Consider the following 14,437-nt stretch of genomic DNA (forward strand, 5'->3'; position numbering starts at 1 on the left):
ACGATGTGGCCATGGGCATCAACTTCGATGAATTGAAGAACAAGGCCACCGACGCTCTCCGCGAGCACAACGACAAGATCGAGGGCGGCCTGGACAAGGCGGCCGACTTCGCCAAGTCGAAGTTCTCCGGTCACGACTCCCAGATCGACTCGGGTGTCGAGAAGGCGAAGGGGTTCATCAACAAGTTCGACGACACCCCCGACAACCCCCAGCCCCAGAACCCGCCGCAGGGCCAGTAACCCCCCCACCTCCCGCATTTCGTCCTCTGAATGCGGTACTTGCACACGCAAGGACCGCATTCAGAGGACGAAACGCGTCAGGAGACCTCGCCGATCGCGATGTCGCCTTCGATGGCCGTGATCCGGCCGCCGCGCTCGCCGAGCGCGATCAGGCCGTCGCGCGCGTCCGGGGCGGTCAGGCTGACCCGCACCCCAGCGCGTTCCGCGTCCTTACTGGCCGCAAACGCTTGCGCGCCCTCGTGGCCCGCGTTGACCGTCACCGCGAGACCGCCCGTCGACGCCAGCGAACCCCGCGCCGCGCCCAGCCGCCCGAGCGCCTCGTCGACGATCGGCAGCAGCGCGTCCCGGTTGCCTTCGGTCATCGCCCGCACCAGCGCCGGGCTCGACCCGGCCACCCGCGTGCCGTCCGTATAGGACCCGGCGGCCAGCGACATCGCCAGCGGCCCGCCCTGCGCGCCGATCGTGGCCAGGATGGCCGCGAAGATATGCGGCAGATGCGAGATCCGCGCGACCGTCTCGTCGTGCGAGTCCGCGGGCAGCGGCACGACGTGCGCGCCGACGTCCAGTACGAGCTGGGCGACCTCCGCCCACGCCGTCAGATCGGTGTCGTGCTCGACGCCCAGCACCCACGCCGCGCCGCCGAACAACGCCGGATTGCTCGCCTTCCAGCCCGAGTTCGCCGTCCCGGCCATCGGATGCCCGCCGACGAACTTCGCGTACGGCGCGCGGCGCCGCACCGAGTCGAGCACCGGCCCCTTCACGCTGGTCACGTCGGTGAGCACGCAATGCCCGGCGACCCGCGAAACGGTACGGAGCACCTCTTCGACCGCGGGCAGCGGCACCGCGAGCACGATCATCGCGTCCCGCTCCGCCGCCTTGCTCAGCGCCGCTTCGACCTGTGTGGTGACGTCGAAACCCGCTCTGCTGGCGGCGTCCGCGTCAGCTTCGGAGGTCGTCGCCCCGAACGTGGTGCGGCCGATCGAATGCGCCGCGCGCAGCAGCGAACCACCGATCAACCCGAGCCCGATCACGCATACGTCCCGCACAAGGCTCATCCTGCCATCTACTAGGCCACTCGTCAGAGAACGGCGGCCAGGCGGGTTCCCTGATCGATGGCCCGTTTGGCGTCCAGCTCGGCCGCGACGTCGGCGCCGCCGATCAGGTGCACCGGAAGTCCGGCCGCCCGCAGGTCGTCGACGAGGTCGCGCACCGGCTCCTGTCCCGCACAGACGACGACGGTGTCGACGTCGAGCACGCGCGGCTTGTCACCGACGGTGATGTGCAGGCCGTCGTCGTCGATCCGCTCGTAGGCGACCCCGGTGAGCTGCTCGACGCGCTTGGCCTTCAGCGCGGCACGGTGCACCCAGCCGCTGGTCTTGCCCAGCCCCGCGCCGATCCCGGACTTCTTGCGCTGCAGCAAGAAGACCTGCCGCGGTGACGGCTCGACCTTCCGCTCGGTCAGCCCGCCCGCGGCCCGCTCGGGATCGGTGACGCCCCATTCGGCCATCCACGCGTCCAGATCGAGGGCGGGGGAGGTGGTGTGCGTCAGGAACTCGCTGACGTCCACGCCGATCCCGCCCGCGCCGATCACGGCGACCTTGCCGCCCACCGGTTTCCCGTGCCGGACGACGTCCACATAGGACAGAACCTTGGGATGGTCGATACCGGGGAGCGACGGCACCCGCGGTGTCACGCCGGTGGCCAGCACGACCTCGTCGAACCCCGCGTCGACCAGATCGGCGGCGGCCACGCGGGTGCCGAGGCGCACCTTGACGCCGGTGACCTCCAGCCGCCGCGTGTAGTACCGGATGGTCTCCGCGAACTCCTCCTTGCCCGGGATCTTGCGCGCGATCCCGAACTGGCCGCCGATCTCGTCGTCGGCTTCGAAGAGTTCGACCGCGTGCCCGCGTTCGGCGAGGCCGGTCGCGGCCGCGAGCCCGGCGGGACCCGCGCCGACGACGGCGACGCGTTTGGTCTTCCGCGTCGGCGACAACGTCAGCGTCGTCTCGTGGCCCGCGCGCGGATTCACCATGCAGGACACCAGTTTCCGCTTGAAGGCGTGGTCGAGGCAGGCCTGGTTGCACGCGATGCAGGTGTTGATCTCGTCCTCGCGCCCGGTCTCGGCCTTCCGGATCCACTCCGGGTCGGCGAGGAACGGCCGCGCCATCGACACCAGGTCGGCGTCGCCGCCGGCCAGCGCCTCCTCGGCGACCTCGGGCATGTTGATCCGGTTCGACGTGACCACCGGGATCCCGACGTGCGGCTTGAGTTTCCCGGTCACCCAGGTGAAGGCCGCACGCGGCACGGACGTCACGATCGTCGGCACTCGAGCCTCGTGCCAGCCGATGCCGGTGTTGATGATCGTCGCGCCCGCCTCTTCGACCTCCTTGGCCAGCGCGACGACGTCTTCCCAGCTTTGCCCGCCCTCGACGAGGTCCAACATGGACAGCCGGTAGATGATGATGAAGTCCTCGCCGACCGCTTCCCGCGTGCGGCGCACGATTTCGACGGCGACCCGCCGCCGGTTTTCCGCGCTGCCACCCCATTTGTCGGTGCGTTTGTTGGTCCGCTCGGCGAGGAACTGATTGATGAAGTAGCCCTCGGAGCCCATGATCTCGACGCCGTCGTAGCCCGCTTCCTTCGCCAGGAAGGCACAATCGGCGAAAGCGCGGATCTGGCGCAGCACGCCGTATCCGGAAAGGGCCCGTGGTTTGAAGGGATTGATCGGCGCCTTGATACCCGACGCGGAAACGCTCAGCGGGTGATAGGAATACCGGCCGGCGTGCAGGATCTGCAGCGCGATCTTTCCGCCCGCCTCATGCACCGGATCGGTGAGTTGCTTGTGCACCTTGGCTTCCGCGCGCGTCGAGAGCTTCGACGCCAGCGGCAGGAGCCAGCCGGTCCGGTTCGGCGCGAAACCGCCGGTGACGATCAGCCCTACGCCGCCTCGGGCACGTTCGGCGTAATACTCGGCCAGTTGCGGGAAATGCGCTTCCTTGTCTTCGAGGCCGGTGTGCATCGAACCCATGATCACCCTGTTGCGCAGGGTGGTGAAGCCGAGGTCGAGAGGGGACAGCAGGTTCGGGTACGGGCTCATCGCTGGTCCTTACGCATCGTGGTGGAATGCCCGGAGGACTTCTTCGAGCCACTCGACGTGGCCCTGTTCGGTTCGGATTCCTCCGCGCAGCACGAGGAACTGGTGCAACGACTGTCCACTGAGGACGTTGGGGTCGGGGAAGTCGCGCTTCTCGATCAGCAGGTACGCGTCGAGCTGTGCCGCGTGCGCGTCGCGATGCCGGGTGACCTCGGCGGCGACGGCGGCCGGATCGCCGAGCGCCGCGCCGCGGATCTTCACGGCGAGCTCCCTGGCGGTGGCCGACGGATCGGGTTCGGCGAGCCAGCGGGCCAGTTCGGCCCGCCCCGCGTCGCCGACGGTGTACACCTTCTTGTCGGGTTTCCCGGACTGCGCGACCTGGTCGACGGTGATCCAGCCCGCGTCCTCCATCCGCTTGAGGACGCGGTAGATCTGCTGGTGGGTGGCGCTCCACCACAGTCCGATGGACTTCTCGAAGCGGCGCGTCAGCTCGTAGCCCGAGCCGGATCGCTCGGACAGCGAGACCAGGATCGCGTGCTCCAGTGCCATGCACCTAGTTTCATATGCACCTAGTTGCACTGCAAGGCGACGCACGTCACAAGCGCGTGAAGGCCCCCTTCCCTCGGCTGAGCCGAGGGAAGGGGGCCTTCACGGGAAAAAGCTACGGCTTGCGGGCGATCCCGCCGATGACGCGGGACTCCGACGGCGAAGCGGCGAAGATCGTCTTCTCGTCCGGGTGCCACGCCGGCGCGTAGACCAGGCCCGGCTCCAGCAGCGGCCAGCCGCCGAAGAAACGCCGGAACTCGTCCATGGTGCGCAGGAAACCGGGGTTCGTCGTGGTCTCGTAGTACTCGAGGATGTCCAGCAGCGCCTGCCGTTCCTCGTCGTTGGCCGGGTTCTCGTTCGTCATCTGCGAGAGCACCAGCAGCGAACCCGGCGCGAGCCGGTCGCGGTAGAAGTCCAGCAGCCCGTCCGGGTCCTGTTCGTCCTTGATGAAGTGCATGACCGCGTTGACCACCAGCGCGATCGGTTCGCGGACGTCGATGATGCCGGAGTCCATCACCCGGTTCCAGAGGTCCTCGGGATCGAACAGATCCGCCGCGATCGCGTGGTGGCGGTCCGGATCGGCGGTGTCGGCGAGCAGCAGCGTCGAATGCGCGAGCGCGATCGGCTCGTTGTCGATGTAGAGGACGTGCGTGTCCTCCTGCGGTCGCGCCTCGTCGGCGACCTCGTGCACGTTGCCCGCGGTCGGCAGCCCGGAGCCTATGTCGACGAACTGTTTGATGCCCAGTTCCGCGCAGTGCCGCACGGCCCGGCCGAGGAACTGCCTGCTGGTCTTGCAGTAGTCGCCCATGAGCGGCAGGCGCTCGCGCACCTTCTCGGCGAAGTTGCGGTCGATGGCGTAGTGCGTGTCGCCGCCGATGAAGTAGTCGTAGACGCGGGCCGCGGACGGCCGGTCCAAGCTGTTCTCGACGGCCTTGAGCGCCGCGTCGTGATCGATCATCGTCATCCCTTTGTCCGCGCCGGAAATCCCATGCTAACCGGCCGGGACGTAGGCCTCGCGGTAGGCGTTCACGGATTCGGTCAAGCGATCGAGCTCCGCGCGGGTGCGGGCGAGACCGGCCGCGTCGAGCCCCATCGCGTCACCGATGATCTTCGGGATCCCGCTCGCGCGTTCCCTGAGCGCGGCGCCTTTCCCGGTCAGGCTGATGCGCACGGACCGCTCGTCGTCGGCTTGCCGGACGCGCTGGACCAGTCCGGACTTCTCCAGCCGCTTGAGCAGCGGGGACAGCGTGCCGGAGTCGAGGTTCAGCACGGTGCCGAGCTCCTTGACCAGCCGCTCGTCCTCCTCCCAGAGCGCGAGCATCACCAGATACTGGGGATAGGTCAGGCCCAGTTCGTCGAGCACCACGCGGTAAAGCGCGGTGACGGCCCGCGATGCCGCGTAGAGCCCGAAGCACAGCTGATCGTCCAGGCACAGCGACCCGGTGTTGTCCGTGGGCATCGGTCCTCCTTCTCCCCATGGTGCGCCGATCATGCCGCACCTCGCCATGGGAGTGGGGTAAATCTCCTTGGGTGCATTTTAGTTGTGCACAACTGAGTTGCGAGCTACCTTTACTGCGTCGACGTCGGAACCCAGGAGGCAGAAATGACCGCCAACCCGCACAACCTGGCCCTCGAACCGGCCGCGCAGGCCTTCGTCGAGGCCACCGCCACGCCGCCGTTCCTCTTCCAGCTGCCGCCGGAGGAAGGACGCAAGGCCGTCGACGAGGTCCAGGGCGGCGACGTCGAACTGCCCGCCGCGGACGTCGAGACCACGCACGTGGACGGCGTCGAGGTCCGCATCGTGCGGCCGCGGGGCGCGACCGGGCCGCTGCCCGTGATCGTCTACATCCACGGCGCCGGCTGGGTCTTCGGGAACTTCCACACCCACGAGCGTCTGGTCCGCGAGCTCGCCGTCGGCGCGGGAGCGGCCGTCGTCTTCCCCGAATACGACCGCTCGCCGGAGGCGCGCTACCCGGTCGCCATCGAGCAGAACTACGCCGTGGCGAAGTGGGTCGCCGAGCACGGCGCCGAAAACGGACTCGACGGCACGAAGATCGCGATCGCCGGGGACTCCGTCGGCGGGAACATGACCGCGGCGCTCACCTTGCTCGCCAAGCAGCGCGGCGACGTCACCTTCCGCCAGCAGGTGCTCTTCTACCCGGTCACCGACGCCAGCTTCGAGACCGAGTCCTACCGGCGGTTCGCCGAGGGCTACTTCCTCGCGCTCGACGGCATGAAGTGGTTCTGGGACCAGTACACGACCGACCCGGCGCAGCGCGCGGAAATCACCGCGTCGCCGCTGCGGGCGAGCCTCGACGAGCTGGCCGGTCTCCCGCCCGCGCTGGTGATCACGGCCGAGGCCGACGTCCTGCGCGACGAAGGCGAGGCGTACGCCGCGAAGCTGCGTCAGGCCGGTGTGCCGGTGACGGCCGTGCGATACCAGGGCATCGTCCACGACTTCGTCATGCTCAACACGTTGCGCGAAACGCACGCCGCGGAGGCCGCGACAAAGCAGGCGATCGGCGTGCTGCGTACCGCTCTCGCAGGCTGAGTAGTCCGGAACCCGGTTTGTCCAGGGTGACACGCGTCACCCTGGACAACACTTCCCGGTGGTCGCACGTCTCTTGATCCAGATGTGGGAAGTGCGGTGCGGGGGCGTGCCGCGGCCGGAGAGGGACACGATCGCCATGGGACTGGGACTGAGTGCCATCCGGCTCGATTCGACACTGAACCTCGTCATCGTCCTGGTGCTGACGCTGCTCGCGATCATCGCCGTCCCGTTCCTCTGGGAACGCTGGCGCCGCAAGGTTCTCGGCCGCAGCGGCACGATCCTCGTCGCGGTCGTGCTGGTGGTGGTCAGCACCGGGATGGGCGGGAACATGATCGGCGGGTTCTTCCCGACGGTCGGCGCCCTGTTCGGCACCGGCGTGTACTCCGGCGAGAGTGTCGACGCCGTCGCCGGGCAGAACGGTTCGGATCTCGACAAACTGCGTGACGCCGGGGCGATGCGGGCCAAGGAGGGCAAGGGTTCCGTCGTGCACATGACGGTGACCGGCAAGCGCACCGGCCTCACCCGCGACGTCTCGGTGTACTTCCCGCCCCAGTACTACGATCCCGCGTTCCGGTCGCTCAAATTCCCGGTCATCGAATGGATCCCGAACTACCCGTCCGGGCCCGAAGTGGTCACCGGTCCCTACGAACTGCCCGCCAAACTCGACGCGGCCATCGCGAAGCACGTGCTCCCGCCGACCCTGGTGATCATCCCGGACCCGACCGGGAAACCGAAGGTCGGCCACGACACCGAATGCATCGACGAGGTCAACGGGACCGCCAACGACACCTATCTGACCGCCGACATCCGCGACTGGGCGGTCGAGAAACTCGGCGCCAACCCGCAGCGCAAGGCGTGGACGATGGCGGGCTGGTCGTCGGGCGGATACTGCGCGATGAACCTGGTGACGCGGCATCCGCAGTGGTACGGCCAGGCGGCGAGCGTCAGCGGGTACTACAAGGCTTCGGTGGACGCGGAGACGGAGAACCTGTTCAAGGGCAGGCAGGACATCGTCGACGCGAACACGGTCACGGTGAACCTGCAGAAGCATCCGTCGCCGGTCGACATCCTCGCGATCGCGGGGGACAAGGAAAGCTTCGAGAGCTTCTCGATCGACCAGATCCAGGCGGCCGTCCGCGCGCCCGCGACGCTCTCGTCGTGGCGGATCCCGGACGCCGGGCACAACATGAACACCTTCAAGGCGCAGGTTCCCGACGTGCTGGCGTGGATCGGCGCGCGGATCGTGCCGCCGTGCGCGCCGCAGGACAAGAAGATCATCACCAACGGCGGCGTCACGCCATGGCCGCTGCCGAACACCGGCGCCAAGGGCGCGCTAGTGGACGTCGTCGAGTGACTTGGCTCGATAGGCCTTGGGGTACAAGCGGATCCGGTCTGGAACCCGTTTCCCGGCCGCCCGCGTGATCGCTCCGAGGCGCCGGAGACGGCGTTCGTCGGTATCTGTCCACTTGAGACTCAAGCGCTCGCGAAGAGCCGGTGGCAGCAAGCCGATCGCGCACAGGGTCAGCACGTTCCCGCCCGCCGGCCGCACGGGGCGCCACAGGGCTTCCGGCAAGAACCACCACGGGGGCGGTGGTGTGTCGCGCATGGTGATCGAGCGGAGCAGTTCCCGGACCGTGTGGTTGTCTTCGAGCCGGTTCGCGACGACGTCGTCGAAGTAGGTCTCGAATCCTTCGAGGTCCTCCGGCATGTGGTGCTCACGGAGGCCGAGCAGCAGGCCGACGCGTCGCCATTCCGCGTAGAACCGGCGCTTTTCCTTGTCTGACAAGGGATGGACGAAGACCTCGTGCATGCGGACGGTCGTCCAGAACGTCGAGCCGTGCACCCACCAGTACGCCTCGGGGTTCAGCGCGTGGTAGCGCTCGCCGTGATGGTCGACGCCCTTGATCGCCTTGTGCATCTCGCGGAGCCGCTCGGCCTCCGCGACCGCCTCCCGGCCGCCGAAAACCTGGCTCAGCAAGGAATCGATGGTCCGGTCGAGACGGCCCCACGGGTCTTCGGTGTAGTTCGAATGGTCGTGGACGCCGGCGCCGACCACCGGATGCGCGACCTGCAAGAGCAACGCCGTCCCCGCGCCTAGCAGCAGTCTCCGGTCGCCGACCACTTGCCAGGCAACGGAATCCGGGCCGAGCGGGGTCACGGTGGGCAGGCGGGCTTCGGTGCTCATGACGACCTCCCGAGAGAGCGGCGTGACGCCACTGTCCCACCTTGTTTACACCTCGTCAATAGCGGGGAGCAGTGCCTTGACCACCTCCGTCACCTGTCGGCCCGCACCGGCGTAGGTGGTCGACAACGGCTGCGAGGTCAGGACGACGACGATGTAGCGGTCGTCTTCGCCGACCACGCCCGAGCTGTGCAGGATCCGCGAGCCGCGGCAGCACGCCCAGCCCTGTTTGATCGACCAGGGAAGGGAACCGACGGCGTCCGGGATGCCGAAGTACTGCCGGATCCCGTCCGAGCCGTTCTCCGTCGCGCCGCTCAACGCCCGCATGATCGTCGTGCGCGGCCCGGCCCCCGCCTTGTCCAGCAGGTAGCGGTAGATCTTCACGACGTCCGCGGCGGTGATCCGGGTGTCGCCCCAGCGGCCGGGATCCTCGGGCGGACGCGTACCGCCGAGGCCGATCTTGGTCGCCCAGCGGGTCACGATCGTGGGGCCGCCGAGGGCCGTCCACAGCCTGCTGGCGATGTCGTCGTCGCTGACCGACAGCATCCGCTGGACGGTGCTCGGCGGTGTGCCGGCTTGAAGCGCTTCCAACGCGATGAGGAGCTTCACGACCGACGCCGAGGTGTAGGACCGTTCCGACCTGAGCGAAACGGTGCTCTTCTTGGCCGTGCGGTCGTAGACGACGACGCTCACCTGCCCGCCGGGGACGAGGTCCGCGAGGGCTTGGCTGTCGACGGATTTCGGTGGCGGACCCGGCGCCGCCGAGGACGAGGGCGTCGGGGACACGACCGGATCCTCCGGTTCGACCTCGACTTCGACGGACGGCGCAGGGGTGCTCGGCACCGCCTCCGCGACCGCCACCGGACCGGGACGCGACGTCGGGATCAGGACCATCGCGAGGATGGCGCCCAGGCACAGCCCCACCAGGAGGAAGACTCCGCTCACCTTGCCCACATGACCTGTTGACCGCGTCACCCGTTCGTGTTCACGGGTAGCCCGTTCGGACGATGCTGTTTGTCCGGAAGGGCAGCGGGGTATCCGGGGTCCAGCGTGAATTCAGGTCGCCAACTCTGGGAGGCGGAGCAATGGCACGTGCACAACGCGCTCGTATCCGGACGGCGGGGCTCCAGCCCGCTCAGGTTCTCGCCGGGCTGTCGAGCCTGGCCTTCCTGGTGTTCGGGATCGTGGGCTTCACCAGGACGGGATTCGCCGATTTCGCCGGGCGCAGCGACGCGACCGTGCTCGGCTTCTCGGTGAATCCCCTGTACAACCTCGGTTTCGTCCTGCTGGGCGCGATCGGGCTGCTGCTGACCTTCGGGTCGGGGCGGTCCCGGGTCTTCGGTTTCCTGACGTTCGTCGCCTTCGGGGTGCTGTTCGTCTGGGGCCTCATGATCACGGGGACCGTTTCGACGAACCCGGTCTCACAGGCCGGTAACCCGTTCAACCTGAACGGGCCGGACAACTGGCTGCACCTCGGCCTCGCCGCGCTCGGGCTGGTGATCGCGTTCCTGCCCGCGCGGCACAAGGTACTGCTGCCGGAGGACGAAGAGGAGACCGTGGTCGCGGACCGGGCGGACAGCGCCACGGCCGTCGAACCCCTTCCGGACGATTCGCGACGGCCGAAGCACGGAAAAGGCCCGACCGTCGCTCGGGAAGAGCGACCGCCGGGCCTGGCCCACTAGCGCTCAGTAGCCGGAATCCTGGGCGGGAGCGTCTTCCTCCTTCTTGGGGGCGGCGTTCCCGCTCTGCGCTGCCTTGTCCTTCACCGGCGCGGTGCTCTTGCAGCCGGCGGGCTCGATGACGAACCAGGTGCCGCCGACGCCGTGACCATTGGCCTCGCCCGCGTTGGCGTCCTTGGCGTAGCGGTAGACGGCCCATCCGCCGACGGTGACCTGCATGGTGCCGTCCGCGCGCTTCACCTTGCCGAGCAGCTTCTGGTCGATGCCTTCGAGCTGGACGTCGCCCTCGGCGAGCACCGGCGGCCAGGCCTTCGCGCAGTCACCGTTGCAGGTCGGCTGCTTGTTCTTCTTGTCCTTGGTGAACATGTACAGCGTGAAGCCGTCTTGGTCCACAATGGCCGGTCCGATGCCGTCGACGTTGCTCGCGACGAGCTTCGTGTCGCCGCCCTTTTGCTCGGCCGGAGCCTCCTTCGCCGCCTGGCCGGCCTTGCCGCCCTTGGCGTTCGCGGCGTACCAAGTGCTGCCGACGCCCTGCCCCTTCGCTTCGCCGGCCTTGGCGTCCTTGGCGTAGCGGTAAAGCGCCCAGCCGCCGACGGTGACCTGCTTGCGCCCATCGGCACGGGTCACTTCGCCGACCAGGGCCTGATCCACGCCTTCGATCTGGACTTCGCCTTCGGCCAGCACCGGCGGCCAGGCCTTCGCGCAGTCACCGTCGCAATTGGACTTCGGCGGCTTCGCGCTGTCCTTGTCGAAGCGGTACAAGGTGAAACCGTCCTTGTCGACGAGGACCTGGCCGAGATTCCCGGCTTCGGCCACGGCCACCTTGGTCTCACCCTTGGCCGCGGGGGCGTTCCCGCCCGCCCCGGCCACCGCCGCGGCGGGAGCGACGGCGGGGGCCGCCGCCTCGGTGCCGCCGGAGCAGGCCGACAGCACCACCAGGCCTGCGGCCGCGGACGCCGCTGCGACGACGAAACGCTTGCGAAGCATGGGATTTCTCCTTGTTCGTAGGGGTTCCGCGGCTTGGCGCGGTGAGCTTGTACCCCCTACACGGAGCCGGTTCGAGACCGGTTCAAGGAGTTTTCGGTTTTTCTTCGCCGGCCTCCAGCGCGGCGTCGACGAGCACCCCGGCCGAGCCGGTGTAGTGCGCGGGATCCAGCAGGTCGGCCAGGGATTCGGCGGGTAGCACTCCGGTTATCTCCGGCAGGCCGGAAAGAACCTCGCCGAGGGCCTTGTCCTGTTCGAGGGCGAGCGTGGCCGCTTGCCCGAGAACCTCCTTGGCTCGCGCCTTGCCGAGCAGCGGGGCGAGCACCGTTGAAAGCCGCTCGGAGACGATCTGGCCGTGCGTGAGGCCGAGGTTCTCGCGCATGCGCTCGTCGTTGACGACCAGACCGCGGGCGAGCTCGGCCGCCGTATACGCGGCGCCGCCGGTCAGGCGCAGGCACTCGCGCAGCAGCTGCCACTCCGCGTGCCACGCGCCCGCGGACCGTTCGTCCTCGGAGACCAGGGCCTGGGTGACGCCGGTGGCCAGCACCGGCACCTGGAGCGCGGCCGACCGGATCAGCGTCGCGAGCACCGGATTGCGTTTGTGCGGCATCGCCGAGGACCCGCCACGGCCCTCACCCGCCGGCTCGGCGACCTCCCCGACCTCGGTGCGCGTCAGGAACTGGACGTCGACCGCGATCTTCCCGAGCGCGGCGGCGGTGAAGGAGAGGGCGGCCGCGAGGTCGGCCGTCGGGGTGCGAAGCGTGTGCCAGGGGAGCGTGGTCTCGGCGAGCCCGGTCTCCTCGGCGAAGGCCGTTTGGAGGCGCTGCGGATACCCGTCGGGCAGCTCCGCGAGGCGCGCGTACTCGGCGTACGCGGCCCTCGTGCCCGCTGCGCCCCCGAGCGAGACCGGCAGAACGACCCGGTCCAGCCTGTCGAGCGCTTCGAGCGTCAGCTGACGCCAGCCCGCCGCCTTGAGCCCGAACGTCGTCGGCACCGCGTGCGCGGTGAGCGTGCGCCCGGCCATGGTCTTGTCGCGATGCGCGCGGGCGAGATCCGCCAGCGCCTCCGCCGTCGACTCGAGGTCCGTGGTGAGAAGCGCCCGCGTCCGCGCGGCGACCAGCATCATCGCCGTGTCGAAGATGTCCTGGCTGGTGGAGCCGCGATGGACGTACTCCGTCCCGGCGGCCTCGGTCAGCTCCTTGATCAGCCCGACGACCGGGTTCGCCGTCTCACGAGCCGCCCTCGCCAACGCGACCACGTCGATCTCGGCGGACGCGGCCGCCTCCGTGATCGCCGCCGCGGCGTCCTGCGGGATCAGCCCGGTGCGGGCCTGCGCCCTGGCGAGCGCCGCCTCCGTGTCCAACAGGGCCCGTAACCAGGCGAGATCACCCGTCGCCGCCTCGGCGGGCGTGCCGGCGCGGACCGGGGACAGGAGGCCGGAATCGGGATCGGCGTTCATCGGCCCAGCATCGCATTTCAGAGTTTCAATGGCCTGTCCTCCCGTCGATGCGCTCGCGAAGCAAGTCTGCGTGGCCGGCGTGGCGGGCGTACTCGGCGATGTGACGGGTCAGCAGCCACCGCAACGAGAACGGCTCACCGTCGCGACGACGCTTACCCGTGTCGTCGAGCGACGCGGCCGCCACGATCTCCCGCGACCGCGCGCACTCCGCACGCCAAACCGCCCACGCTTCCTCGACGTCGCCACCGGTGTCCTCGAAGTCCTGCTCCGGCCACTCGTCGGAGTAATAGAGCATCGGCACGTCCTCACCCGCGAACTGCAGGCGGAACCACCAGCGCTCGGTGCCCGTGAGGTGCCTGAGCAGCCCGTGCAGCGACAAACCCGACGGCTCGATCGGCCGCCGGGCCATCTGCTCCGGCGTCAGCCCCTGACACTTCAGCTCGAAGGTGCGGCGATGCCAGTCGAGCGTGGACGTCAGGATCTCGCGCTCGCTCGCCACCCGCGGAGGCTCTGGGCGGTCGCCCTCCCAGTTCGCCGCGTAGTTCTCGTCGGGGATCGTGTCCATGCCCACGACCATGGCAGAGACCCCCGACAATTCCGTGGCGCTCCGGCCGCCGCCCCGGCATCCTGGTGGTCGACGGCGGTCTACTAGACTCGGCCGCACGGGCCGTTAGCTCAATTGGTAGAGCTGCGGACTTTTAATCCGTAGGTTCTGGGTTCGAGCCCCAGGCGGCCCACTCACTCGACATCCTCGCTGATCAGCGGGGATGTTGTTGTTTGTGGATCTTGCGGTCGTCGGCGTGATCTTGGGTGGGCTCGCTGTGGGCTCTGTGGGTGCTCGGCCCTGCGTTTGGCTCGTTTTCGTGGTGGCCCGGACGGCTCAGGGCGTGCTTCAGCCCCGGGGTCGTTCCCTTTCGTTGATGGCTGCATCTGCTGACGTGTTCTTGGGTCTGGCTATGCGGCGTGGGTGGCGGCTCGTCTGCCGACGGTGATCAGGCGGCGTCCTGTGGTGCGGTGGGGTCGTCGTTTGGGGCGGAGGCGGGTGGCGGTGGTGCGGGCGGCGTCGAGGACGAGGCGTGCGGTGGCTTCGGCGGTTTGGTGGGCGAGGGTGGGTAGGACGCTGGTGTAGGTGTCGGCGGTGAGCACGATGCTGGCGTGGCCGAGGAGGTCTTGGACGGTTTTGAGGTCGTTTCCGGCGGCGAGGGACAGGCTCGCCGCGCCGTGCCGGAGGTCGTGGAGCCGGATGGGTGGTAGTCCGGCTTGGTCGTTGAGGGTGCGGAAGAGGTGGGTGATGGAGTCGGGGCGGATCGGTTCGCCCCATCCGTTGGGGAAGAGGTAGCCGACGGGTTGGCTGCGGAGAGGTGTGCGGGCCTGGGCGCGGTGACGGCGCAGGACGGTGATGGTGTTGTGGTCGAGCGCGATGACTCGGTTGCTGGCTTCGCTCTTGGGTTTGCCGAGGGTGACTTCGGACCCGACTTGGCGGGCTTGGTGGGACACGGTGAGGTAGCCGGCGTCCAAGGTCGATGTCGCTCCACATCAGCCCTGCGACTTCACCTCGGCGGAGGCCCAGCAGCGCGACGAGGTGGAAGAGCGGGTAGAGCCGGTGGTCGCGAACGCTGTGCAGGAAGACTGCGGTTTGCTGAGCGGTCCACACGGCGACGGCGGGTCGTTCTCCGGTCGCTTGCCATTGAGCGATGCGTGGT

15 protein-coding genes and 1 tRNA gene are annotated in these 14,437 nt (G+C 68.7%); 5 read left to right on the forward strand and 11 right to left on the reverse strand.

The window, feature by feature from the left end; genetic code table 11:
* Window positions 1–11 precede the first annotated feature (11 nt).
* Window positions 12–239, forward strand: coding sequence for an antitoxin (locus ACSMFO_RS14275; protein WP_016330787.1), 228 nt, complete (start codon window positions 12–14; stop codon window positions 237–239).
* Window positions 240–316: 77 nt separating this feature from the next.
* Here ACSMFO_RS14275 and ACSMFO_RS14280 read toward each other — a convergent pair whose 3' ends face one another.
* From ACSMFO_RS14280 to ACSMFO_RS14300, 5 genes are all read right to left on the reverse strand, one after another.
* Window positions 317–1,294, reverse strand: coding sequence for a prephenate dehydrogenase (locus ACSMFO_RS14280; RefSeq protein ID WP_436458948.1), 978 nt, complete (start codon window positions 1,292–1,294; stop codon window positions 317–319).
* Window positions 1,295–1,317: 23 nt separating this feature from the next.
* Complete coding sequence (locus tag ACSMFO_RS14285) at window positions 1,318–3,336, reverse strand: FAD-dependent oxidoreductase (RefSeq protein WP_436458949.1); 2,019 nt, start codon at window positions 3,334–3,336, stop codon at window positions 1,318–1,320.
* A 9-nt stretch (window positions 3,337–3,345) separates the two neighbouring features.
* A complete protein-coding gene (locus ACSMFO_RS14290; protein ID WP_436458950.1) occupies window positions 3,346–3,882 on the reverse strand; it encodes a PadR family transcriptional regulator in 537 nt (178 codons plus the stop codon).
* Between the two features lie 112 nt (window positions 3,883–3,994).
* A complete protein-coding gene (locus tag ACSMFO_RS14295; protein ID WP_174491988.1) occupies window positions 3,995–4,843 on the reverse strand; it encodes an SAM-dependent methyltransferase in 849 nt (282 codons plus the stop codon).
* 27 nt (window positions 4,844–4,870) lie between these two features.
* Window positions 4,871–5,338: a MarR family winged helix-turn-helix transcriptional regulator gene (locus ACSMFO_RS14300; protein ID WP_436458951.1), complete on the reverse strand. Its 468-nt coding sequence runs from the start codon at window positions 5,336–5,338 to the stop codon at window positions 4,871–4,873.
* A 144-nt stretch (window positions 5,339–5,482) separates the two neighbouring features.
* Between ACSMFO_RS14300 and ACSMFO_RS14305 the strand changes: the two genes are divergently transcribed.
* Both ACSMFO_RS14305 and ACSMFO_RS14310 read left to right on the forward strand, forming a co-directional pair.
* Window positions 5,483–6,430, forward strand: a complete 948-nt coding sequence (locus ACSMFO_RS14305) for an alpha/beta hydrolase (protein WP_436458952.1) — start codon at window positions 5,483–5,485, stop codon at window positions 6,428–6,430.
* Between the two features lie 136 nt (window positions 6,431–6,566).
* The gene (locus tag ACSMFO_RS14310) at window positions 6,567–7,784 is read left to right on the forward strand and encodes an alpha/beta hydrolase (protein WP_436458953.1); all 1,218 of its coding nucleotides are present in this window, start codon (window positions 6,567–6,569) and stop codon (window positions 7,782–7,784) included.
* Here the strand turns inward: ACSMFO_RS14310 and ACSMFO_RS14315 are convergent.
* Both ACSMFO_RS14315 and ACSMFO_RS14320 read right to left on the reverse strand, forming a co-directional pair.
* Window positions 7,764–8,615, reverse strand: coding sequence for an oxygenase MpaB family protein (locus ACSMFO_RS14315; RefSeq protein ID WP_436458954.1), 852 nt, complete (start codon window positions 8,613–8,615; stop codon window positions 7,764–7,766). The genes ACSMFO_RS14310 and ACSMFO_RS14315 overlap by 21 nt on opposite strands.
* A gap of 45 nt (window positions 8,616–8,660) precedes the next feature.
* On the reverse strand, window positions 8,661–9,566 hold the full coding sequence (locus ACSMFO_RS14320; protein ID WP_436458955.1) for a serine hydrolase: 906 nt from the start codon (window positions 9,564–9,566) through the stop codon (window positions 8,661–8,663).
* A gap of 131 nt (window positions 9,567–9,697) precedes the next feature.
* On the opposite strand from ACSMFO_RS14320, the gene ACSMFO_RS14325 reads away from it, so the two are divergent.
* Window positions 9,698–10,294 carry a DUF4383 domain-containing protein gene (locus ACSMFO_RS14325; RefSeq protein WP_038507725.1) on the forward strand — a complete coding sequence of 199 codons (597 nt, stop codon included), beginning with the start codon at window positions 9,698–9,700 and terminating at the stop codon, window positions 10,292–10,294.
* 3 nt (window positions 10,295–10,297) lie between these two features.
* On the opposite strand, the gene ACSMFO_RS14330 is transcribed toward ACSMFO_RS14325, so the two are convergent.
* The 3 genes from ACSMFO_RS14330 to ACSMFO_RS14340 form a co-directional block, all read right to left on the reverse strand.
* Window positions 10,298–11,278, reverse strand: coding sequence for a lipoprotein (locus ACSMFO_RS14330; RefSeq protein WP_038507726.1), 981 nt, complete (start codon window positions 11,276–11,278; stop codon window positions 10,298–10,300).
* A gap of 82 nt (window positions 11,279–11,360) precedes the next feature.
* A complete protein-coding gene (locus ACSMFO_RS14335) occupies window positions 11,361–12,734 on the reverse strand; it encodes a class-II fumarase/aspartase family protein (protein WP_436458956.1) in 1,374 nt (457 codons plus the stop codon).
* A gap of 25 nt (window positions 12,735–12,759) precedes the next feature.
* Window positions 12,760–13,299 carry a DinB family protein gene (locus ACSMFO_RS14340; protein WP_436458957.1) on the reverse strand — a complete coding sequence of 180 codons (540 nt, stop codon included), beginning with the start codon at window positions 13,297–13,299 and terminating at the stop codon, window positions 12,760–12,762.
* A gap of 99 nt (window positions 13,300–13,398) precedes the next feature.
* Between ACSMFO_RS14340 and ACSMFO_RS14345 the strand changes: the two genes are divergently transcribed.
* Window positions 13,399–13,471 (forward strand) — tRNA-Lys (locus ACSMFO_RS14345).
* Between the two features lie 217 nt (window positions 13,472–13,688).
* Here ACSMFO_RS14345 and ACSMFO_RS14350 read toward each other — a convergent pair.
* Entirely contained in the window at window positions 13,689–14,252 is a 564-nt protein-coding gene (locus ACSMFO_RS14350) for a tyrosine-type recombinase/integrase (RefSeq protein WP_436458958.1), read from the reverse strand.
* Window positions 14,253–14,437: the final 185 nt, after the last annotated feature.

It is taken from the genome of Amycolatopsis sp. w19 (assembly GCF_051373225.1).
Lineage (GTDB): Bacteria > Actinomycetota > Actinomycetes > Mycobacteriales > Pseudonocardiaceae > Amycolatopsis > Amycolatopsis japonica.